Source organism: Sphingomonas sp. PP-CE-3A-406 (genome assembly GCF_003688625.1).
In the GTDB taxonomy this organism is placed as follows: Bacteria; Pseudomonadota; Alphaproteobacteria; order Sphingomonadales; family Sphingomonadaceae; genus Sphingomonas.
Window position 1 is genome coordinate 219,449 of sequence record NZ_RCWY01000003.1, and the last position, 20,647, is coordinate 240,095.

Here is a 20,647-nt window from a genome sequence, read left to right on the forward strand (position 1 = left end):
CGTGACGACGCTGGATTCCGTCCCCGCGACCGCCGTGTTCGACGAGGCCGAGCGCTCGCGCGTCATCGCGGCGTACGACGTCGCGGGCGCGCGTGCGAAGGGCCAGCTCGACGACATCGTGGCGTTCGCGGCCGAGCTGTGCGGCGCGCCGGTCGCGTTGCTGAGCCTGGTCGAGGACGAGTATCAGCGCTTCCTGTCGCGTACCGGCACCGACCTCGAGCAGACGCCGCGCAGCATGTCGTTCTGCGCGCACGCGATGCATCATCACGAGGTGATGGAGGTGGCGGACACGCTGGAGGATCCGCGCTTCGTCGACAACGCGCTGGTGACCGGGCCGCCCTATGTGCGGTTCTATGCGGGGGCGCCGCTGGTCTCCAGCGAAGGCGTGCCGCTGGGCGCGCTCTGCGTGCTGGCACCCCGCCCGCGCGAGGGGCTCACCCGGTTCCAGCGCGACGGCATGACACTGCTGGCGAAGGCGGCGATGGGCCGGCTCGACGATCGCCGTTCGGCGCGCGAGCAGGCGATGGCCGACGCCGAGGCGCGTCGTACGTTGGAGGCGAGCGATCTGAAGTTCCGCACGCTCGCGGACACGATGCCGCAGATGGTGTGGTCGACGCTGCCCGACGGCTTCCACGACTATTTCAACGCGCGCTGGTACGAGTTCACCGGCACGCCGGTGGGGACGACCGATGGTGAGGGCTGGAACGACATGTTCCACCCCGAGGACCAGGATCGCGCCTGGTCGGTCTGGCGCCAGTCGCTCGACTCGGGCGAGCCGTACAATATCGAATACCGGCTGCGACATTACGACGGAACGTATCGCTGGGTGCTCGGCCGCGCGCTGCCGGTGCGCGACGAGAGCGGCACGATCACGCGCTGGTTCGGGACGTGCACCGACATCCACGAGCAGAAGCTCGCCTATGAAGAGCGCGAGGTCATCAGCCAGGAGCTGAGCCATCGCATCAAGAACATCTTCGCGGTGATCGCCGGGCTGATCGCGTTTTCCGCGCGGGGGAAGCCCGAGTTCATGGGCATCGCGACCGACCTGCGTCACCGCATCAACGCGCTCGGCCGCGCGCATGATTTCGTCCGCCCGCATAGCGCCAACTCGCGTCCGGCCGCCGCGCAGAACAGCCTGCACGGCCTATTGCAGGAGTTGTTCGAGCCGTATCAGCGGATCGACGGCGCACGCCTCAACGTTACCGGCGACGACGTGACGATCGACGATCGCTCCGCCACGCCGCTCGCCCTGCTCTTCCACGAGCTTGCCACCAATGCGACCAAGTACGGCGCACTCGCGACCGAGCTGGGCACTGTCTGGATTACCGTCGCGGCGAACGATGAGTCGGTGACGCTGCATTGGCGGGAAGTGGGCGGCCCGGCGGTCACCAAGCCGACCATGGCCGCCGGCTTCGGCACGCAGCTAATCGAAATGAGCGCCGTGCGTCAGTTGGGCGGCACGGTGAACCGGATCTGGAACGATGACGGCCTGATCGTCGAGATGACTATTCCTAAGCCAGCGTTCAGCCGCTGACGACCCTGATCACGTCGTCGTTAGCGATCGCCTCCTCCTCGCACGCTAACGCCGCTGCAGCTAGGATCGCGGCGTCGCTGAACGGCTTACGGATATAGCCGAGGCATTCCGCATCGCCGATCTGCGACGGGTTGGCGGTTACGAACACGACCTTGACGCCGTACTCTCGCGCCATCCGCCTGGCGATCTCCGGCCCGGTCGGTCCGTCGCGCAGATTGATGTCGACGAACGCGAAGCTGCAACCCGGTGCTGCCGCGATCGCACTGTCGCGATCGGCCGCGATTCCCGCCACATCGTATCCGGCATCGACGAGGATTCTCTCGAGGTCGAGCGCGACGAATATCTCGTCTTCGACAATGAGGGCGGTCTTGGTCATCGGCGGAGTAACCAGTCGCCCGACGATCGGTTCCGTTGCGATACTGATCTGAATCAGCATCCAGACATAAATTGTATATTTTTCTTACTATCTTCCGCGTCGCAGCATGAAGACGGCGTGTTCCGCGAACAGGTTGGCCGCCGCCGCGCCGGTGCGCTTGTCGCCCGACAGGAACCACGCATCCTCGACAACGATCCCGCGCGCTTTAACGAAAGCACGGAAATCGTCGATCGTGACGTGGTGGATGTTCGGCGTGTCGTACCAGCGTTCGGGCAATTGCCGCGTGACCGGCATGCGGCCGCCCCACAGAAGCGACCCCCTCACCCGCCAGTGCGCGAAATTGGGGAAGCTGACGAACGCCTGCCGACCGATCCGCAGCAGATGATCCAGCACCAGATCGGGCGCACGCGCGGTCTGCAACGTCTGGCTGAGGATCGCGTAATCGAAGCTCGCGTCGGGATAGCCGGCGAGGTCGACATCCGCATCGCCCTGGATCACCGACAGGCCGCGCGCGACCGCGGAGGCGACGTTGCGCGCGTCGATCTCCAGGCCACGCACATCGACGTCGCGGGTGTCGCGCAAGGCCGCCATCAGCGCGCCGTCGCCGCAGCCGATGTCGAGCACGCGGCTGCCTTGCGCGACGTTCTCGGCGATGACCGCGAGGTCGGTGCGTAAGGTCATGGCGCGGTCCGTAATTGCTCGGCCAGGCCAGGCGCGAGGCGTTCCATGTAGCGGTCGGCGCGGACCAGCGGATGGAAGCCGAGCCCAGCATAGACGCCGTGCGCATCGGCGGTGACGAGCCCGATCCGCCGCAACCCGGCGAACGAGGGGTGATCGAGGAACCAGCGCACCATCCGACGCCCGAGCCCCTGCCCTCGCACGGCCTCGTCGACCCAGACGTCGGCGAGCCACGCGAAGGTCGCGTGATCGGTGATCATCCGCGCGAACCCGACCTGCCGGTCTTCGCCATCGGGGTCGTCCTGGTAGGCACCGAGACAATGCGACCCGGCGATCGCGCGTTCGACCAGCGCGCGCTCAATCCCGGGCGACCAGTAACTGCTCGTGAGCCAGCCGTGGATGCGATCGACCTGCAACTTGCCTGCGTCGTCGGACAGGAGGATCGTCATCGGCCGGCCCTCAGGAAGCCATCGACCACCCGGTTGAGGTCGGGCGCCTCCAGCAGGAACGCGTCATGGCCGTACGGGCTCGACAGCTCGACGAAGCTGACCGGCGCGCCGGCGGCGTTGAGTGCCTGGACGATCGCGCGCGATTCGGCGGTCGGGTAGAGCCAGTCGGTGTCGAAGCTGACGAGGCAGAACCGCGATTTGGTGGCGCGGAACGCGTTGGCGAGCAGCCCGCTATGCTCCTCCGCGAGATCGAAATAATCCATCGCGCGCGTGATGTAGAGGTACGAGTTCGCATCGAACCGGTCGGTGAAGGCGAGCCCCTGGTGGCGCAGATAGCTCTCGACCTGAAAATCCGCGTCGAACCCGAACGACTTCGCGTCGCGCGCCTGAAGGCGGCGGCCGAATTTCTCGGTCAGCCCGGCTTCGGACAGATACGTGATGTGCGCCGCCATCCGCGCGACCGCTAACCCCGCGGTCGGTGCCGCGTCGTCATGATACTCGCCGCCACGCCAGTTCGGATCGGCCATCACCGCCTGTCGCCCGACCTCATGGAACGCGATGTTCTGCGCGGTGTGACGCGCGGTCGAGGCGATCACGACGCAGGCCTTCACGCGGTCGGGGAAGGTCGCGGGCCAGCTCAGCGCCTGCATCCCGCCCATCGATCCACCGACCACCGCATGGAGCACGCCGACGCCGAGATGATCGAGCAGCATCGCCTGCGCGCGCACCATATCGCGGATCGTGATGACTGGGAAACTCATCGCCCAGGGCCGCCCGGTCGCCGGGTTGATCGTTGCGGGGCCCGACGTGCCCATGCAGCTGCCGAGCACGTTGGCGCAGACGATGAAGTGGCGCGCGGGGTCGATCGGCTTGCCCTCGCCGACCATCCGCGTCCACCAGCCGGGCTTGCCGGTACGCGGGTGGTGCGAGGCGACATGCTGATCGCCGGTCAATGCGTGGCAGATCAGGATGGCGTTCGAAGCGTCGGCGTTGAGCGTGCCGTAGGTCTCGTACGCGATATCCACCGGCGACAGCAGCACGCCGCCGTCGAGCCGCAACGGCCCCGGCAACGTGACTCGCCGCGCGAGGCCGAAGCGCTGGTCGGTGTCGTGGCCCGTCCCGGGGTCGATGGAAGACGTGTCGAGCATGCCGCGCGCTACCATAAGCGGCCGCGGTCATGCCAGCGCCGCTTCCTCGATCCTCCCCCGCAAGGGGGAGGTGGCTGGCCCTTGCCAGACGGGGGGGGAGGTAAGCGACCACGTAGGTTCCCCCTCCCCCCTTCGACGCCTGCGACGCCCCACTGGCGGGCGCGGGCCGTTCGAACCACACCGTCATCCTGACGAAAGTCAGGACCCAGGATAACAAGCGGTGACCTACGTGGCTCTGGGTCCTGACTTTCTCCAGGATGACGGATGGGAGTGGCGTCCGGCTCCATGTGATCTCCCCACACCCCCACGCACAAAGATTGCCACCGCGCCACCGCGCCCGCTATGTCCCGCGCCATGACAAACATCATGCCCGCACCCGCGCCGAAGCCCTGGATCCTGGGGATCGCGCCATACACGCCCGGCCGTTCGACGACCGACGATGGCCGCACGGTGATCAAGCTGTCGTCGAACGAGAACCCGCTCGGCACCAGCCCCGCCGCGAAGGCTGCGTTCGATGCCGCCGACCGCACGCTGGAGCGCTATCCGGATGCGGGTGCGGCGGAACTGCGCGAGGCGCTGGCGGCGCATTACGACCTCGATCCGGCGCGCGTGATCTACGGCACCGGCTCGGACGAGATCCTCCATCTGGTCGCGGGCGCCTATGCGGGGCCCGGCGACGAGATCATCCACGTCCGCTACGGGTTCGCGGTGTACGAGATCGCGACGCGCCGGGTGGGTGCCGAGCCGGTGATCGTCGACGACCGCGACTATGCCACCGACGTCGACGCGATCCTCGCTGCGGTGACGGAGCGTACGCGCGTCGTCTTTGTCGCCAACCCGAACAACCCGACCGGCACGTTCACGCCGCGCGCGGAAATCGCGCGGCTGCATGGCGGGCTGCCGAAGTCGGTGCTGCTCGTGCTCGACCAGGCCTATGCCGAATATCTGTCGCCCGAGGAGGACGATGCCGGCCTCGCGCTGGCGATGACCGAGGCGAACGTGCTGGTGACGCGGACCTTCTCGAAGATCCACGGGCTCGCTGCAGAGCGGATCGGCTGGGGCTATGCCTGCGCGCCGATCATCGACGCGATGCACCGCATCCGCGCGCCGTTCAACGTGACGACGGCAGGCCAAGCCGCCGCTGTCGCCGCCATCGCCGACACCGCCTTCGTCAACGCGACGCGTGCACATAACGACACGTGGCGCAGCTGGTTCGTCGAGCAGATCGGGCAGATGGGCAATGCCGGTTTGCGTACGGTGCCGTCGAAGGCGAACTTCGTGCTGGTGCTGTTCGAGGGCAAGCTGACCGCCGACGCCGCGTATCACGGGCTGATGGACGCGGGCTACATCGTCCGCTGGCTGCCGGGCCAGGGCCTGCCCAACGCGCTACGCATCACGATCGGCACCGAAGAGGAAACGCGCGGCGTCACCGCGGCGCTGCGCAACCTGGTCGAAGCCGCCTGATGCTCCCGTTCGCGCGTGTTACCATTATCGGGCTGGGACTGATCGGCTCGTCGGTGGCGCGCGCGGTGCAGGCGACGATGCCGACGGTGCGCGTCACCGGCTACGATGCCGATGCGACCGTGCGCGAAGCCGCCGACCGGCTGCAATTCTGCGACGACGTCGCGGACTCGGCCGGCGCAGCGGTGATCGACGCCGACCTGGTGATCCTGTGCGTGCCCGTCGGCATCATGGGCGAGGTCGCCGCCGAGTTTGCGGCAGAACTACCGGCGGATGCGATCGTCAGCGACGTCGGCAGCTGCAAGGCCGAGATCGTCCGCGCGCTCACCGAGGCACTGCCCAACGCGACCGTCATTCCCGCGCACCCGGTCGCAGGCACCGAGCGGAGCGGCCCGGAGGCTGGTTTCGCGACGCTGTTCCGGCACCGCTGGTGCATCGTCACGCCGCCCGAAGGCGCCGACCCGGTCGCGGTCGAGCGCGTCTCGGAATTCTGGCGCAGGCTTGGCGCGCAGGTCGAGACGATGGCGCCCGAGCACCACGACCGCGTCCTCGCCGTCACCAGCCATCTGCCGCATCTGATCGCCTATACGATTGTCGGCACCGCGGGCGACCTGGAAGAAGTGACGCAGTCGGAGGTCATCAAATATTCCGCCGGCGGTTTCCGCGACTTCACGCGCATCGCGGCGTCGGACCCGACGATGTGGCGCGACATCTTCCTCAACAACCGCGAGGCGGTGCTGGAGATGTTGCAGCGGTTCTCGGAGGATCTGAGCCACCTCCAGCGCGCGATCCGCTGGGGCGATGGCGATGCGCTGTTCGACCTGTTCACGCGGACTCGGGCGATCCGCCGGAGTATCGTCGAGCAGGGCCAGGACGACGACGTTCAGGATTTCGGGCGTACGCACGGCTGAGACCCCCTCCGTTCTACTTAAACGGTACCACCCCGGCGAAGGCCGGGGCCCAATTGGGTAGGCTGGAGTAACGACGCGCAACGCAGATTAGAAACGTCCCCCAATTGGGCCCCGGCCTTCGCCGGGGTGGTGGATTGGTTGGGTTAGCCTTCCGATCCTAATCCAGTGCGTTCATCGCCGCGTGAACCCGCTGCTCCGCCTCTTCGCGCGGCAGGCCCGGCGGCACCACCTCGCCGAACCGGAAGGTGATCACCCCCGGCAGCTTAGGCCCCTTTTTCGGCCACACCAGCCCGCTGTCGCATGCGATCGGCACCGTCGGCATCTTCAGCGCACGATACAGCCCGGCAAACCCAGGCTTCAGCGGCGGATGCTCGCCCGGCGACACTCGCGTCCCTTCCGGAAAAATGAGTATCGAACGGCCGGTCGCCTTCGCCGCGGTCGCCTCGCGCATCATGCTGCGCATCGCCGTCGCCGATGCCTCGCGGTCGACGACGATCGCGCCGTAGCGCCGCGCCGCCCAACCCCAGGCTGGGATATCCGCCAGTTCGCGCTTCAGCACGATCGCGGGGCCGTCGAGCAACGCCTGCAATTCGAGCGTCTCGAACATCGCCTGATGCTTGCACGCGTAGAACGCCGGCTCGGTTGGCCGTGTCCCTTCCACGCGGATATGCACGCCGAGGATCACGCGCGCGCACCAGCGATGGAAGCGCGTCCAGATCGTCGAATGCACGATCACCGCGCGCGAGCCGAACAGCGCCGAGATCGGCACGGTCACCACGATCGGCACCGAGATCGTGTAGAAAACGAGCATGAACGCCCAGTTGCGCAGCCAGATCATCCGCCATATCCAATCCACAATGCGATCCGGCGAAGGATCAACTTGTTATATTCGTTGACCAAAGTCCCGAGCCGCGGCGTCCCCGGCACGCCGTCGCCAAGGATCACCACGTTCTTGTCGAGCGCCGCCGCCAACTCCATCCGCGCGCGCGCGACGTGCCAGTCCGACGTCACCAGCCGCACCGAGCGGTATTTGTGCACGCGCACCCACTGTGCGGTCTCCTCGGCGTTCGAGCGCGTATCGACCGCATCGGCGCCGAGATCGATGCAGCACGCGAATAACGCGGGCGACGTCCGATACTCCAGTGCGAGGTCGATCGGCCGCACCCCCGGCGCGACGCCGGTCACCAGCATCCGCTTCGCCTGGTGATCGCGGAGCAGCGCGATGCCGCGGTCAATCCGCCCTGCCCCACCGGTCGGCACGACGATCGCGTCGGACGTGAAACCGTCGAGCGGCTTGGGCAACAGCAGCATGAACACCGCAAACCCGAACGCCCAGGCGAGCGCCATGATGCCGAACAGCCGAACGATCACAGGATATGCCTCAACGCGCGGACGATCGTCACGCGGGCGGCGAGCGTGGCCAGTACGACGAACGCGATCGGCAGCATCGCCAGCACTACCCAGTCGACTCCGCCAAGCGTCACCCCGCCGAGCAGTTCCGAGCCCAGCCCGTGCAGCCGGATGCCGATGAACGCGATCACCAGCAACGCCGCGACACCACCGCCGACACCACCGATCGTCGCGTCGAGCGCGATCCGCCGCTGGAACAACCGCGCGACCTGGAGATCGGTCGAGCCGAGCATGTGCATCACCGCGATCGTCGCGTGATGCGTCTGGAGCCCTGCACGTGCTGCGAGCACGACGACCGCGGCGGTCGCGCTCGCCATCAGCAGGACCAGCGCGAGCGCAAGGAACGTCAGCGAGCGCATCACGTCGTTGACGGGCGACATCCAGCTTTCATGGCGGTCGACGCGGACGATCGGGCTGAGGCGCCGCACTGTGGCCGCGACGCGCGCGGCCGCCGCCCCGTCATGATCGGCGAGGTCGACGTCGATCATGGCCGGCACGGGCAATTGCGGATCGGCGCCATCGGACCCGAGCCAGGGTTGCAGCAGCCGCGTGAGTTCGGCGCGATCCACCGGCGTCGCCGTCGCGACCGCCGGCATCGTCCGCAGCGCCCCGAGCACCCGCGCGGCAACCGCGTCACGCCGCACCGGATCGCCATCGACGACCTGCACCGTCAACCGCCCCGCCAACTGCCGATCGAGCAAGTGCGCCGCACCCGCGGTCGCCAGCCCAAGGGCGGCGGCGAGCATCGTCAGGAACAGCATGATCGCCATCACCCACGTCATCGCGCGCAGGCCGCCCGCTTCGTCGAGCACGCGGCGTTCGGCCGATGATCGCGCTTTCGACACCCCCATCATTCGGGCCGCGTCGGTGGATAGCGGAGCGAGCCGGTCGGATCGAGCAGCCGCCCGCGATCGAGCCGCATCATCTGTGCGCCCGGAATCCGCCCCAGCAAGTGGAAGTCGTGCGTCGCGACCACCACGGTCGTACCCAGCTTGTTGAGCGATTCGAACAGATGCAGCAGCCGCTCCGCCATATCGGGATCGACATTGCCGGTCGGCTCGTCCGCGACCAGGATCTCGGGGCGTGCGATGACCGCGCGGGCGATCGCGACGCGTTGTTGCTCGCCGCCCGACAGCGTCGCCGGGCGCGCATCGGCGCGGTCGCCGAGCCCGACCCAGGCGAGCATCTCGCGCACCGGTTGCTCGATATCCGCTTCGGGCATCCCCGCCACGCGCAACGGCAGCGCGATATTGTCCCAGGTCGACAGATGCGGGACGAGCCGGAAATCCTGGAATACCACGCCGATCCGCCGCCGGAACCCGGGCAGCCGATCGCGCGACAACACTACCGCATCCTCGCCGAACAGCCGGATCACGCCGCGCGTCGGCCGCTGTGCGAGATACAGCAGTTTCAGCAACGAGGTCTTCCCCGCGCCGCTTGCGCCGGTCAGGAAATAGAACGCACCGCTGCGCAGCGTGAAGCTGAGGTCCGACAGCGTCTCCGGCCCGGCGTCCGGTCCCGAATCTGACTCCGTGCCGTAACGAAGCCCGACATTCTCGAATTGGACGATATTCGCCATGACGTGGTTGCGCCCGCTTTCGCCCGCTTGATGCCCGTATCGGCGCTTTCGCATGAAAGCGCGCGCCGCTTCAAGCTTGCCACCTATGCGGGCAGCGTGCTTATTCGGCTCAAGACCGGTCGCGCTCCAGCGGCCGCTGGTGAAGCGCATCCATGATCCTCCAATGTCCCGAGTGCAGCACGCGCTATCTGGTTCCCGACAGCGCGATCGGGACCGAGGGGCGCACCGTGCGCTGCGCCAATTGCAAGCACAGCTGGTTCCAGGGACCCGCCGCGGCCCCCGACACCGTCGTCGACATGCCGGAATCGACCCCGCTCCCACCGGCGCCCGCCCCGCTTGCCCCGCTGCCCCGCGCGCCGATCGCCGACGTATCCGAGCGGTTCGCGGCGGTCGCTCCAGCGCCGACGCCGACCCCGCCGCCTGCCCAGGCCGAGCCCGAACCCGCGTTCGTCGCGCCGACCTACCAAGCCGTCGCCGAGCAGCCGCCGTTCCGTCCGCGCCGCAACACGACGCGGCGCTGGACGATCGTCGCGGTCATCGCCGGGCTGCTGATGCTGCTCGCGGCAGGCGCGATCGTCTATCTCGGCGCGCCGGGTGTCGCCGCCAAGCTCGGCATCGGCGTCGCGACCGACGAAAGCCCGCTGCGGCTGCGCGACAACCCGATCGAGCGGCGCGAACTCGACAACGGCTCCGAGCTGTTCGCGGTCAGCGGCCAGGTGAGCAACCCCTCGGACCAGCGCCAGCGCGTGCCGGACATCCGCGCCGAACTCCGCGATGCGCAGGGGCGGCTGGTGTACAGCTGGACGATCACCCCGCAGCAGCGCACGCTGGCACCCGGCGGGACGATCGATTTCAATTCGGCGACGCTGAACGTGCCGGCGAACTCGAAGCGGCTCGAGCTGAGTTTCGCAGGGGAGTCGACCCGCTAACGGCGACACGCGTCGATCTGGCAGCGGCGGCCGAGCGTCGCAAAATCGGCGTTTGCGGTCTTCGCCTACGACTTTCTCGCAAAGGCCGTTGCGTCGCGTTCAAACCCTTGCTAGTGGCGCTCGCCTACCAGATGCCGGGTCCGCCCGGTGATGTTTCATGGGCGGCCATGGCGGAACTGGTAGACGCGCAACGTTGAGGTCGTTGTGGGCGAAAGCCCGTGGAAGTTCGAGTCTTCTTGGCCGCACCATTTTTCCCGATGAAATGAACATCCCCTTCGAGGGCCACCCCTTCGATTGCCACTCCCGCCGCGTTCATGCATTGGGCCGGGTGGAGGAATTTGCATGAGTTCGATCGACGACACGATCATCGACACGCCCGAGGGGCCGATGACGTTTGCGCAGTGGAAGAAGAAGAACCCGGTCCAGCTGCCCTCGCGGCGGACCAAGGGGAAGAAGCTGCCCAACAAGGTGAAGCTCACCACCGACGAGAAATAGCGGTGGCTGTTCCCCTTCCGCTTGCGGGAGGGGTTAGGGGAGGGGCTGGACTATCGTAGGCCGAGGCGTTCGCGGCCATGCCCTCCCCCGACCCCTCCCGCAAGCGGGAGGGGAGACGTCAGTGCTTCCCCGAACGCCCCGCCCCCTGCCTTGCCCGGATCATCCGCGCCTGGAATTTCACGCGCTGCCAGAAGGTCGCGTCGTCGAGCCGCCATTGCCGGATCGCCTGCGTCGCCAGCGTCTCGATCAGCGCCTCGCTGGTCGCCGCGTCCTGCTTTGCGAACTCGCGCGCCAGCTCTTCCACGCAGGGACCGTGATCGGTGAAGTCGCGCGGCGGCATTAACGTCGGACTCGGCATCGGCATCGACATCGGCATAGATTTCTCTCCCTGTGATTATCGGCGACCACCGAACAGCGCGCGCGTCGCGCCGCCGATCGTCGCTTGGTCGAACTTCAGCCGCATCGTCACGTACGGCCCCTGCCGCGTGTAGCGGTCGTCCTCGAAATCGCGGTCGCGGTAGCCCGACACGTTGTACCCGGCGCTGATCCACGTGTTGCGTGCGGGCGATACGCCGACCGATGGCCCACCACTCCACGACCAGGCGCCGCGCGACCACGCGTGCTGCACCGATCCGCTGACGCCGATATCGAACCGCGTGCCGATATCCTGGCGCAACTCGAACCCGGTGACGTCGATATACCCGTCATAGGTATCGTCGGCGAACCGCCCCGCGACGTACTTTGCACCGTAATACACCGTCGCCTCGGTGCCGTGGCCGAGCCCTTCCGGACCGGTACGATAGTTGACCGCGAGGTTGTTGATGATCCGCGACGTCACCTGATCGCCTGCACCATAGGCGGGGACGCCGAGCGCATTCGAGTCGCTGAACCCGGCATCCGCGCTCTCGTGCCGCAGTTCGAGCCGTTCGAGCACCGACCAGCGGCTGTCGAGCGGCCGCAGCGCGAGCGCCAGATCGGCAGTGGCATAGGTCGCGACCGCGCCGGTCCGGTCCTTGATCGTGTAGGCCTTGATGCTCGACGCGAGCGTCTTGCCCTGCCCCAGCGTGCGGAGGAAGTTGGTGGTGATCCCCCAGCGATCGCCGCTGTCGGCGTTGCGATATTCCAGGCGTCCGTTCACCGACCAGCGGGCCTGACGGTAGGTCGCCCCGAACGTTGCCGCCGCGTAGTCGCCATTGGTCTGGTCCTGGCCGACATAGCCGCCCGAGGTGACCGGCTGGAACGCGTTGACGACCGCGCCTTCGGGGATCTTGCCCTTGAGCGTGTTGCTGGCGTCGAGCGTCCCGTCGATGGTCCAGTGCTTGCCGAGCGGCACCGATTGGCTGAGGCCGTATTGCGCATAGGTCCGCGCGCCATTCTCGCCGATCGCCTGCTGGTTGAGCGTGCTCATCAGCTTGGCACCGGTCCAGGGTGCGACATCGACGCCGAACTGCTTGGTATGCGCGACATAGCCGTCGCCGTTGGCGATCTCGTAGCCACCGATCAGGCGGATGCCGGGCTTGATCCGGTAGGCCAGCTGGATCTGGTGACGGACCGGGAAGTCGACGCTGTCGCTGTCGCCGCCAGGCGCGAACTGGGTCTGGCCGGTGACCGTCAGCTTGTCGCCGAACAGCGCCTGCGTGCCGCCGACCGTCAGCAGACGGCTGTCGCGGTCCTTGCCGTCCCTGCCGCGGTCCGACGCGAACTGGCCGCCGACGAAGATCGTGCCGGTGTCGCGGCGATATTCGATCCGGGCCTCGCCGGCGGCACGCGTACCGGGGGTGCTCAGCTGCTGCTGGTACCAGGCGACCCCGGTCACGCTCAGCCGATTGGTCAGCCGCAGCCGGCCGTCGAGCCCGAACTTACGCGTCCCCGCCTCGACGAGGTTCTGCTGGCCGACGCCGAACGCGGTATCCTGCTGACGGGCATAGGCGAGCAGATCGAGCTTGGTGCCGTGGTGATCGACCTCGGCAAGATAGGCGAGGCCCTGCCCCAGCCCGCCGCGCCCGCCCTTGGCGATCTCGCCGCGCAGTTCGGTATTGGCGGTGACGTGTGCCTTGATATCGGCGCCGAGCACGGTGGCCTTGCCGATGGTCTCGTCGCGGATGACCGCGGCACCGATCTCGACCCGGCCGTTCGCCAGCTTGGTCGCGACGCGCGCGGCGGCGGCGAGCTTGGACGACTTGCCGCCCTCGACCTCGTAATCCGCGACGATGAAGACCGGGTTGAGGTTGCTGTCACGGCTGAGGATCGGCTGGCGGAAGCGCACCGTGCCCATCGAGGTGTCGATGTCGTAGTCGATGTGCCGCGTCAGCTGGGTGGTCGCGATGATCAGTTCGGAGCGGAACCGGTCGCGGGTCTCGATCCGCAGCTTGTCGCTGTTCGGCACGATATCGCGCCCCGACAGCCGGTATGGACCGCTCAGGCCGTTGCCCTGGATCTCGTCGCGCGAATACAGCGTGTCGGTGTTGGCGGCGAACCCGGTCGCGCGGATCCGCTTGCCCTCATAGGCGGCCTTCACGCCGTTGAGCGTGCGGTTGTAGCGGGTCAGCTGCGTGTCGGTGAAGCCGGTCTCGAAATCGCCGAACAGCGCGTAGAATTCGCGACGCTCGAGCCGCAGGTACAGCTTGCGCTTGGTGGCCGCGTCATAGCCCTGGCGCGAGCCGTCGCCATAGACGGTGTAATAGCGATCAGGGTCGATCGTGCCGAGCAGGCCGCGATCGGGATCGTATTTGCGGTCGCTGTCATAGGCGATCGTCGCCAGCCACGAGCCCTTGACGCGACCCTTGGCGTAGAAGGCGAGCTGGCCGTCGGTGACGACGCTGCCGCGCTGCGACCGCGGGAGGCCGGACTGGCGCTTGCTGAGCATGTCGTAGCCGAGCGAGCCCGCACCGAACCCGACCACGACCCATTGCTTGGCGGAGGCGGCGAGCCAGGCGCGAACCTCGTTGGCATGGACGACCTTGTCCTGGGTCAGCGAGACGACGACGTGGACGGCACCCGCCTGCGTGGTCGGCTGGAGCGTGATGAAGGCGAGCCCGTCGTCGCCGACCACCAGCGCGGTGGTGGCGGACCTCTCGCGGCCGGCAAGCTGGCGACCCTGTTCGAGCTCGGCCTCGACCGCGGCGGTGTAGGGCTGGTCGACGGTGAACGGTACCAGCGTTCCGGCGCGAACCGGACGGCCGGTCTTGTCGGTGACGCGGACCGCGATCAGCGGACGGGTCAGGCCATCGGCGACGAGCCGGCTGCTGGCGGCGTCGAACACCGCACGCACGCCTGCGCCGGAATAATGCACCAGGCGGTCGAGCGTCTTCACCACGCTGCCGTCGGCGGCCAGCACGCGTGCCTGGAGGCGATTGTCGCCGTCGATCAACGGGATACCCGTCCAGCGCGAGACCGCGATGTCGGTGCCGTCACGCTGATCGGTGCCGTCGAACGCGAGCGCTTCGACCTGCTTGCCGTTGATCGTCAGCGCCACCCGCTGGCCGGGCATGTGCTTGACGACCGCACGGACGATCGGCGCGCGCGGGTTGTGGTCGGCGAGCGGAAACAGCCAGTCGATCCCTGCCGTCTGTCCGGCAACCAGCCAGTCGCGGCTGCCGGCGGCGGTGGCGTCGTCGAGGATGGTTACGGGGAGCGCGGCGTCGACAGCGGCGGCCTTGCCGGTCGGCTTCAGCTGGAAATCGACGCGCTTGAGCAGGCCGCCGTCGCCCTCGACGAAGCGCGAGATCGGGCTGTTGGCCTGGCGCGTGTCGATGTCGCAGGCGACCGGCGCGTGCGTGACGGGGATGCTCGACGTGTCGATCTGGACGACGTGGCGGCCGGCGCGGACGCCCTCGAAATGGTACAGCCCGTCCCGATCGGTGGAGACGAACGTGCCGTCCTCCATCAGCAGGCGGATTCCAGGCACGCCCTTGCGCTTGTCGACCGGATCGCCGCAATTCCCCTCGGTCACGCGGCCGATGATCGTCATCGCGTCGGTGAACAGCAGCGGACGGAGGCGCACCGATGCGGCAGCCTCGTTGCTGGAGACGTCGCCCTGCCCGGCGACGCGCGCGCGGTTCAGCGCCTCGCCGACGGGTGCGCCTGGCGCGATGCTGACGACGTATTTCAGCTCGGTCGAGGCGCCGGCAGCCAGCAGCGGGATCGCGAAATCGAGGTTGCGGCCATCGCTCGACACGGTCGGCTCGTCACCACCGCGCGCGGAATTGCGTTCGTAGCGCAGCCCCCTCGGCAACGTATCGGCGACGTGGAGTCCGCGCGCAGGGACCGAATCGCGATTGGTGATGCGCAGTAGATACTGGACGAAATCGCCCGGCGACGCCTCGCGCACCGACGCGATCTTGGTCAGCAGCAGCTTGCCGGGGCCGGGGCCATCGAGCGGAATATCGGCCGAAAAGGGCTCGGGCCTGGCCAGCGTGAACACGCCCCCGAAGCTTGCATCCTTGAGGATGAACGGTGCGCCGTCCGGATCCTTGAGCGCGGCCAGCGCAGCACGGTCGGCGGTCGACGGGGCGACATAATCACCCGGCGGGACCACCTTCAAAGCATAGCGGCCCGGCGTCGTCAGCGGGAACCGATAGCGGCCGGTTTCGCCGGGATAGACGCGCCCGCTGGCGTCGGTGACGGTCGCACCAGTCATCATCGTCGAGGGGTAGCGGCTGACACCGTCGTCGCCGAAGACGGTGGCTGGCTGGCCGGTCTCGTCGACCAGCGACACGGTGGAGCCATCGACCAGTGCGCCGGTGCGCGAATCGAAGGTGTAGCCCGCCGGATCGATCAGGATCGACGCGGTCGAGGCGTAGCTGAACTCGTCTTCGGCGAAGCTGAGCGTGATCGGTGTGCCGCGCGTACGCACTTCGCACGGCTCGAGATCGGGATATCGGCCCGTTTCGGTCGAGGGAACGCCGCCGGCGAAGATGCCGCTGTTGGCGGCAGTTTCGACCAGCGTCAGCGGAACCTTGGTTTCGCCAATATTTGCGGTAATCACCGCCGTTTCACGGACCGCCGGATCGTGATTGCCCGCCTGATTGTCGAGCACCAGGATCATGTCTTCCTTGACGTCGAGCGCCGCGACGTTGGGCGCCGCGGCAAAGGCCGGTGCATCGATCGGCGCTGGCGTAAACAGATAGGTCGGGACGGTCTGACACGTCGCGCCGGTGAAGGCGTAATTGATCGGGGCCAGACGGAATGAGAGCGTCGTCGGACGCTTGGCACGGTTCACGTCGAGCGCGACCGTGTTGGACGGAACGGCCCGTGTGCCGGAGTCGCTACCCGCGTCGTCGAACGACAGCGTTGCGGTATTCTGGACACGGATCGTCTGTGCCATCGCCGGTGCCGCGCCGATGGCGGGCCCGAGCAACAGCATCGGAATGAGGGCGCCAAGGCGCGAGAGGCGACGGGAGCTGGACATAAGGGATCCTTTCCCGGCACGCGTCGCCACGCGCCGGGATCGGTCGGTCCTTTCGGATGCGAGGTGGGTTTAGTTGATCGTCACGCGGAAGGTCGCCGCGACCGAGGTCCCGCCCAGCAGGACCGGGATTCGCGCGTTCACCGTCTTCGTGGTGGCGTTGAACGAGCCGGTGTAGTTGACCAGCGGCACGGTCACCGTTCCATCGTCGGCCAGCGAGACGCCGTCGACGATACCCGTCAGCAGGCACGTGCCGCCGAGCGCGATCGCGCCGATCGACATCGAGTTGGCGACATAGGTGGTGTTGGGCGGGACGACGTCGGTCAGCGTGACGTTCGACGCCGGCGTCCCCACCGTGCCGTTGTTGACGACCAGGCAATATTGCACGACCGCGCCCGGGATCGCCTTTGGTGCGACGGCGAGGTTGATCGGATCGGTCAGCACCAGCTGCGACTTGGCGACGCTCAAGGCGACGTTGCGCGTGGTGATCTCGTAGCCGAGCGCCGCGCGGCCCTGTCCGTTGTAGATGATATCGGGACCGAGGCCGTCCGAGTCGTTGTCGGCGAAGACCACGTCGACGACGTTGTCGTCGTTCGGGGCGACGCTCGGCGCCAGCGGCAGGCCCTGCGCAGCCGTATCACCACCAGCCGCGACCTGGGCGATCAGCGTGATGCCGGCGAGGACGTTGGCCTGGTTGTTGGGGATGTCGGCGACGATGAAGACGACCGCCGACTGATCGGCGCCGAGTTCGTTGATGTAGGTCGCGGTATCGGTACCGGCGTCATAGGTCCCGTTGCCGTTCGAATCGACGTAGATGTGGATGTTGGTCACGTCGAAATTGTCGCCGTTGAACAGCCCCTGGATCGGCGTCTGGCTCGACGACAGCAGGAAGTCCTGAATGCCGTTGGTATTGTTGGTGACCTTGAACGTGGTCACCGCGGCGGTCTGGCCGATCGCGACCTGCGTATTGTTCGGCTGGTTGGCGATCACGGTCAGGTTGACCTTGCGATCGACCACGAAGCTCACCGCGTTCGACGTCGCGTTCTGCTGGACGCCGTTGACGGTGTAGCTCGCCTGCGCGGTGTTGGTGACGGTCGTACCGGCGGCGGTGCCGGCGGGCCCCGGTGCCTGTGCGTTGGCGGTGCCGGCCATCGTGCCGGCGGACACGATGGCGGCCGTACCGGCCAACAGCGTGCGTAGTACCCCTTTTGCGAACATGTCTTGATTTTCCTTATGTGTGATTAGTCAGGCTTGGTGGTGGGGGGAGATCATTTGAGGACGGCCTGGAAGGCGAATTGGCCTTGCGAACCGGCCGGTATCGGGTTCGCAATGCGCCACCGGACGCTGGTGACATCGCTGGGGCTCGCCGCGCGCGTGCTGCCGTCGAGGCTGCGGACGCGGAGCGCGTCGAGCGCGCCGTACGTCGTGCCGTCGACCGACACGTCGGGTGCAGGCGAGCCGGGATTTGCGGATCGATAGGAGATCGCCGCCGGCAACGGGTTGGCCAGCACGACGTTGGCCAGCGGCTGTTTGCCGGTGTTGCGATAGGCGAGGACGAAGATGACCTTGTCGCCCGGCGTCACCTTGCCCGGCTTGACCAAGGTGATCCGCGTGGTGCCATCGGCGGCCGCGCTGCGGCTCTCGACGAGGATGCTGCTCGTCACCTGCAGCGGGCCCGCGGCGGCGGAAACGGAAGCGGTGGTCGCCATCAGGACGGCGGCAATCATGGGACGCGTGATCATGCTTGGACTCCTCATTGGATCTTGGTTTTGAATTGAACGGTGTGGACGGCGGCGGCGGCGACCTGACCGAGTGCGACGGCGATGCCGCCGCCAGCCGCGCCGGGAGCCGATGCGTTGCGATCGAAGGCACCCGCATCGCCGTCGCCGGCATCGGTCAGCGGGGTGCCGTCGAGCGTGAGGCTGCCGGGAACGAACACCGTGCCCTGGGGGATCGGATCGACGATCCGCGCGCCGGTGACCGCATCGGTGAACCGCGCCTCGAGCGTGTAGGTGATGACCGCATCGCGCACCGCGTTCTGCGATCCGTCGGCGGCCAGCACGGACTGGCTCTTGAACAGCGACGGGCCGGCGATGCCCGTGGTGAGCGGCACGACGACGCTGGCGATCGCCCCGGTCGGGCCGACGACCGCATCGCCACCGCCATCGCCCAGCCCGGCATAGGTGCTGCCCGGCTGGCCCGATCCGGTGGTCGATTGCGCGGTGACCGTCAGCGTCGCGGTCGCGGCGCCACCCGAGGAGTCGGTCCGAACCAGGATCGCCAGCAATTTGATCGACTGGCCGGGCGACAGGACCGGAGTCCTGCCATCGGCAGGGGGCAGATCCTTGACCGGATCGTAGAGCCCGTCGCCGTCCGCATCGATCACCAGCGCCTGGACGCCGAAGACGCCGGCCGACACGCTGGCAGCGATCGCGAAGGATTCATTGCCATTGTCGCGATTGGTCAGCGTGAACGGCACCGCCTTGGGCTGCGGCGTGACGACGACGGCACCCTGCCCGGTCCGGACCAGGCTCACGTCGAGCCGTTCGGCGACGATGATCGTCACGGTGTTGGAGACGGTCGACTGGGTCGCGCCGTTCAGGTCGAACCCCAGCGCCGCGGTGTTGACGATCGGCGTACCGGCAGGCGTCGGAGCAGCGGCCTGGCTCCAGGCGGGCGCTGGCGCGAGCAGGCCCGCTGCTCCGGCGATCAACGCACGCAACGCAGTGACGGAGACCGATCGGTACCCTGCCCTCATTGCAAATGCTTGATTTTGCCGAACCAATTTGTCCCCCTGACCTTTGTTAGGGAACAAAATTGCGTCGTATCGCTTAACTAAAACCTACTAAATCAAAACGACAAACAGCGGCGATATTTTTCGTGTGTTTCCAACGAAAATGGTGACTTGTTCGTCGCAAATTTACACTAAAATGGACCGTTAACTGTCTTCTGGTTGTATCGTTGCTCAGCGATAGCGATCGTAGCAAGTATACGATCATGATTCGGGCGCTGGACGCAGCTTTAGATCGCGCCTGACGGGCGTGTCTGCTCTGGTATCGATACACGCGCGCGCGAAAGTCCGGTGCCTTCACCAAGCCCGGCTAAATGGCGGTTCACTGGTGCTTGAGCGCCCGCAGATAGGCTTTCATCGCCTGATCGCCGGTATGGCTGAGCGAAATCTCGACGCGTCGGCGATCGGTCGGATCGATGACGCGATCGATGAGCTTGAGCTTGTGAAGATGTTCGATCCAGCGCTGCGATGTCGTCACCGGCGCGTCCGACATGCTGACCAGCGCCTTGATGTTCATCGGCAGGCGGGCGTCGCGCGAGACGAACAGCGCGAGCAGCATATCCCAGGCCGGCTCGTGGAACAGTTCGCCCGGCAGGAACTGACGCCGCATGCGCCGTTGCTCGAGCACCGTCTCGGCAAAATCGACGAGCGCGGCTTCGTCGTTTTCCTCGCCGACGGGCGCCTCTTCGGCGGCATGCGCGACGCGCCCGTTGAATTCCTCCGCCACGGCAGACAGCTTGGCCGTGAGATCCTTGATTAGCTCGACCACCGACTCGTTCTTCACTCAAAGACTCCCGTCGTTCACCAAGGATGAGACATCATCGGCCGACCCGCCCTGTTCGCGATGCGGAACCACCGCGGCATGACAGATCGAACTGACGACATTGTCTCCTTCCCTCGCGGTTTTTCAACCTAATCCTTTGAAAATAGGTAACCATGTGAGAAATACATACAAAAATAGCTCTGTTTGAACTTCATTTCGGATCAATCTGTAGTGTTGCGGCACTATATCCAAATTGGTTTTGGTTTGGTTTTAATCGTACCGTTTCGAAACTACGCTGCGAATCAAGGATATTATACGGTTCTGGCGGACTTGCCGGTTTTCGGCTATCGGGGCGTGCCTTGGCGTTCGTCATGGCATGACGCCTGATAGTGGAAGTTCGATCATGAACGCGTTCAGCGTATATGCGCAGTTACAAGATGTCTGCCGGGCGCTGGACGCCGCGGAAGATCATGCGATCGCCGCTTATGTCGAATGGGCGATGACGCTGATGGCCGAGAAATATGGCCTGACGCCCGACGCGGTCGATGCCCCCGCCGAGACCGAACGCCCGGGCTGAGGCGCAACACCGCCGGCTTGTGCAACGTCGAAGGACGCGGTTGGCGACATCATTTCACGATATCATTCAGCTATACCCGTGTGGGACCATGCGGATTATCCGCGACGGCGACGTCTATAATCGCTCGCTGTGCGTATAG

General features: G+C 66.7%; 21 protein-coding genes and 1 tRNA gene. 8 read left to right on the forward strand and 14 right to left on the reverse strand.

Features of this window, described 5'->3' with window-relative positions; genetic code table 11:
• Window position 1: 1 nt before the first annotated feature.
• On the forward strand, window positions 2–1,534 hold the full coding sequence (locus C8J44_RS13010; RefSeq protein ID WP_259466857.1) for a sensor histidine kinase: 1,533 nt from the start codon (window positions 2–4) through the stop codon (window positions 1,532–1,534).
• Here the strand turns inward: C8J44_RS13010 and C8J44_RS13015 are convergent.
• The 4 genes from C8J44_RS13015 to C8J44_RS13030 form a co-directional block, all read right to left on the reverse strand.
• Window positions 1,524–1,910 carry a response regulator gene (locus C8J44_RS13015; protein WP_121905447.1) on the reverse strand — a complete coding sequence of 129 codons (387 nt, stop codon included), beginning with the start codon at window positions 1,908–1,910 and terminating at the stop codon, window positions 1,524–1,526. The two genes, C8J44_RS13010 and C8J44_RS13015, sit on opposite strands and share 11 nt — an antisense overlap.
• Before the next feature lie 87 nt (window positions 1,911–1,997).
• Window positions 1,998–2,591, reverse strand: a complete 594-nt coding sequence (gene metW, locus C8J44_RS13020) for a methionine biosynthesis protein MetW (RefSeq protein ID WP_121904884.1) — start codon at window positions 2,589–2,591, stop codon at window positions 1,998–2,000.
• Window positions 2,588–3,037: a GNAT family N-acetyltransferase gene (locus C8J44_RS13025; RefSeq protein ID WP_121904885.1), complete on the reverse strand. Its 450-nt coding sequence runs from the start codon at window positions 3,035–3,037 to the stop codon at window positions 2,588–2,590. The genes metW and C8J44_RS13025 overlap by 4 nt, the downstream gene beginning before the upstream one ends.
• Window positions 3,034–4,185 (reverse strand): homoserine O-acetyltransferase, encoded by a 1,152-nt coding sequence (locus C8J44_RS13030; RefSeq protein WP_121905448.1) that lies wholly within the window; start codon window positions 4,183–4,185, stop codon window positions 3,034–3,036. Before C8J44_RS13030 ends, C8J44_RS13025 begins: the two co-directional genes overlap by 4 nt.
• Window positions 4,186–4,551: 366 nt before the next feature.
• Between C8J44_RS13030 and hisC the strand changes: the two genes are divergently transcribed.
• Together hisC and C8J44_RS13040 are read left to right on the forward strand one after the other, a co-directional pair.
• Window positions 4,552–5,649 (forward strand): histidinol-phosphate transaminase, encoded by a 1,098-nt coding sequence (gene hisC / locus C8J44_RS13035; protein WP_121905449.1) that lies wholly within the window; start codon window positions 4,552–4,554, stop codon window positions 5,647–5,649.
• Window positions 5,649–6,557, forward strand: a complete 909-nt coding sequence (locus C8J44_RS13040) for a prephenate/arogenate dehydrogenase family protein (protein ID WP_056064181.1) — start codon at window positions 5,649–5,651, stop codon at window positions 6,555–6,557. Before hisC ends, C8J44_RS13040 begins: the two co-directional genes overlap by 1 nt.
• A gap of 157 nt (window positions 6,558–6,714) precedes the next feature.
• Here C8J44_RS13040 and C8J44_RS13045 read toward each other — a convergent pair whose 3' ends face one another.
• The 4 genes from C8J44_RS13045 to ftsE are packed head-to-tail and all read right to left on the reverse strand — an operon-like array spanning window position 6,715 to window position 9,546.
• Window positions 6,715–7,395: a 1-acyl-sn-glycerol-3-phosphate acyltransferase gene (locus C8J44_RS13045; protein ID WP_121904886.1), complete on the reverse strand. Its 681-nt coding sequence runs from the start codon at window positions 7,393–7,395 to the stop codon at window positions 6,715–6,717.
• Window positions 7,392–7,928, reverse strand: coding sequence for a YdcF family protein (locus C8J44_RS13050; RefSeq protein ID WP_056053750.1), 537 nt, complete (start codon window positions 7,926–7,928; stop codon window positions 7,392–7,394). The genes C8J44_RS13045 and C8J44_RS13050 overlap by 4 nt, the downstream gene beginning before the upstream one ends.
• Window positions 7,925–8,818, reverse strand: a complete 894-nt coding sequence (locus C8J44_RS13055) for an ABC transporter permease (RefSeq protein ID WP_121904887.1) — start codon at window positions 8,816–8,818, stop codon at window positions 7,925–7,927. Before C8J44_RS13055 ends, C8J44_RS13050 begins: the two co-directional genes overlap by 4 nt.
• The gene (ftsE, locus tag C8J44_RS13060; RefSeq protein ID WP_056054749.1) at window positions 8,818–9,546 is read right to left on the reverse strand and encodes a cell division ATP-binding protein FtsE; all 729 of its coding nucleotides are present in this window, start codon (window positions 9,544–9,546) and stop codon (window positions 8,818–8,820) included. Before ftsE ends, C8J44_RS13055 begins: the two co-directional genes overlap by 1 nt.
• On the opposite strand from ftsE, the gene C8J44_RS18505 reads away from it, so the two are divergent.
• From C8J44_RS18505 to C8J44_RS18510, 4 genes are all read left to right on the forward strand, one after another.
• Window positions 9,529–9,702 (forward strand): hypothetical protein, encoded by a 174-nt coding sequence (locus tag C8J44_RS18505; protein WP_183128777.1) that lies wholly within the window; start codon window positions 9,529–9,531, stop codon window positions 9,700–9,702. The genes ftsE and C8J44_RS18505 overlap by 18 nt on opposite strands.
• Window positions 9,699–10,475 (forward strand): MJ0042-type zinc finger domain-containing protein, encoded by a 777-nt coding sequence (locus C8J44_RS13065; RefSeq protein ID WP_121904888.1) that lies wholly within the window; start codon window positions 9,699–9,701, stop codon window positions 10,473–10,475. The genes C8J44_RS18505 and C8J44_RS13065 overlap by 4 nt, the downstream gene beginning before the upstream one ends.
• Before the next feature lie 161 nt (window positions 10,476–10,636).
• A tRNA-Leu gene (locus tag C8J44_RS13070) sits at window positions 10,637–10,723 on the forward strand.
• A 94-nt stretch (window positions 10,724–10,817) separates the two neighbouring features.
• Window positions 10,818–10,970 (forward strand): hypothetical protein, encoded by a 153-nt coding sequence (locus C8J44_RS18510; protein WP_165886441.1) that lies wholly within the window; start codon window positions 10,818–10,820, stop codon window positions 10,968–10,970.
• A 118-nt stretch (window positions 10,971–11,088) separates the two neighbouring features.
• On the opposite strand, the gene C8J44_RS13075 is transcribed toward C8J44_RS18510, so the two are convergent.
• The 6 genes from C8J44_RS13075 to C8J44_RS13100 form a co-directional block, all read right to left on the reverse strand.
• Complete coding sequence (locus C8J44_RS13075) at window positions 11,089–11,346, reverse strand: hypothetical protein (RefSeq protein WP_121904889.1); 258 nt, start codon at window positions 11,344–11,346, stop codon at window positions 11,089–11,091.
• 18 nt (window positions 11,347–11,364) lie between these two features.
• On the reverse strand, window positions 11,365–16,380 hold the full coding sequence (locus C8J44_RS13080; protein ID WP_259466858.1) for a DUF11 domain-containing protein: 5,016 nt from the start codon (window positions 16,378–16,380) through the stop codon (window positions 11,365–11,367).
• A 69-nt stretch (window positions 16,381–16,449) separates the two neighbouring features.
• Window positions 16,450–17,595, reverse strand: a complete 1,146-nt coding sequence (locus C8J44_RS13085; protein ID WP_121886455.1) for a DUF11 domain-containing protein — start codon at window positions 17,593–17,595, stop codon at window positions 16,450–16,452.
• Window positions 17,596–17,645: 50 nt separating this feature from the next.
• Window positions 17,646–18,119, reverse strand: a complete 474-nt coding sequence (locus C8J44_RS13090; RefSeq protein ID WP_060526102.1) for a DUF11 domain-containing protein — start codon at window positions 18,117–18,119, stop codon at window positions 17,646–17,648.
• Between the two features lie 11 nt (window positions 18,120–18,130).
• A complete protein-coding gene (locus C8J44_RS13095; RefSeq protein WP_121904890.1) occupies window positions 18,131–19,135 on the reverse strand; it encodes a hypothetical protein in 1,005 nt (334 codons plus the stop codon).
• 355 nt (window positions 19,136–19,490) lie between these two features.
• On the reverse strand, window positions 19,491–19,952 hold the full coding sequence (locus C8J44_RS13100) for a hypothetical protein (protein ID WP_121904891.1): 462 nt from the start codon (window positions 19,950–19,952) through the stop codon (window positions 19,491–19,493).
• Window positions 19,953–20,334: 382 nt separating this feature from the next.
• On the opposite strand from C8J44_RS13100, the gene C8J44_RS18515 reads away from it, so the two are divergent.
• On the forward strand, window positions 20,335–20,508 hold the full coding sequence (locus C8J44_RS18515) for a hypothetical protein (protein WP_183128778.1): 174 nt from the start codon (window positions 20,335–20,337) through the stop codon (window positions 20,506–20,508).
• The last annotated feature ends 139 nt before the right edge of the window (window positions 20,509–20,647 follow it).

What these genes read in the sequence shown, in the direction of transcription:
- C8J44_RS13015 (WP_121905447.1), bottom strand. Translation starts at nt 1,910, where the DNA reads ATGACCAAGACCGCCCTCATTGTCGAAGACGAGATATTCGTCGCGCTC.
- metW (WP_121904884.1), bottom strand. Translation starts at nt 2,591, where the DNA reads ATGACCTTACGCACCGACCTCGCGGTCATCGCCGAGAACGTCGCGCAA.
- C8J44_RS13025 (WP_121904885.1), bottom strand. Translation starts at nt 3,037, where the DNA reads ATGACGATCCTCCTGTCCGACGACGCAGGCAAGTTGCAGGTCGATCGC.
- C8J44_RS13030 (WP_121905448.1), bottom strand. Translation starts at nt 4,185, where the DNA reads ATGCTCGACACGTCTTCCATCGACCCCGGGACGGGCCACGACACCGAC.
- hisC (WP_121905449.1), top strand. Translation starts at nt 4,552, where the DNA reads ATGCCCGCACCCGCGCCGAAGCCCTGGATCCTGGGGATCGCGCCATAC.
- C8J44_RS13040 (WP_056064181.1), top strand. Translation starts at nt 5,649, where the DNA reads ATGCTCCCGTTCGCGCGTGTTACCATTATCGGGCTGGGACTGATCGGC.
- C8J44_RS13045 (WP_121904886.1), bottom strand. Translation starts at nt 7,395, where the DNA reads ATGATCTGGCTGCGCAACTGGGCGTTCATGCTCGTTTTCTACACGATC.
- C8J44_RS13055 (WP_121904887.1), bottom strand. Translation starts at nt 8,818, where the DNA reads ATGGGGGTGTCGAAAGCGCGATCATCGGCCGAACGCCGCGTGCTCGAC.
- ftsE (WP_056054749.1), bottom strand. Translation starts at nt 9,546, where the DNA reads ATGGCGAATATCGTCCAATTCGAGAATGTCGGGCTTCGTTACGGCACG.
- C8J44_RS13065 (WP_121904888.1), top strand. Translation starts at nt 9,699, where the DNA reads ATGATCCTCCAATGTCCCGAGTGCAGCACGCGCTATCTGGTTCCCGAC.
- C8J44_RS18510 (WP_165886441.1), top strand. Translation starts at nt 10,818, where the DNA reads ATGAGTTCGATCGACGACACGATCATCGACACGCCCGAGGGGCCGATG.
- C8J44_RS13075 (WP_121904889.1), bottom strand. Translation starts at nt 11,346, where the DNA reads ATGCCGATGTCGATGCCGATGCCGAGTCCGACGTTAATGCCGCCGCGC.
- C8J44_RS13080 (WP_259466858.1), bottom strand. Translation starts at nt 16,380, where the DNA reads ATGTCCAGCTCCCGTCGCCTCTCGCGCCTTGGCGCCCTCATTCCGATG.
- C8J44_RS13085 (WP_121886455.1), bottom strand. Translation starts at nt 17,595, where the DNA reads ATGTTCGCAAAAGGGGTACTACGCACGCTGTTGGCCGGTACGGCCGCC.
- C8J44_RS13090 (WP_060526102.1), bottom strand. Translation starts at nt 18,119, where the DNA reads ATGATCACGCGTCCCATGATTGCCGCCGTCCTGATGGCGACCACCGCT.
- C8J44_RS13095 (WP_121904890.1), bottom strand. Translation starts at nt 19,135, where the DNA reads ATGAGGGCAGGGTACCGATCGGTCTCCGTCACTGCGTTGCGTGCGTTG.
- C8J44_RS18515 (WP_183128778.1), top strand. Translation starts at nt 20,335, where the DNA reads ATGAACGCGTTCAGCGTATATGCGCAGTTACAAGATGTCTGCCGGGCG.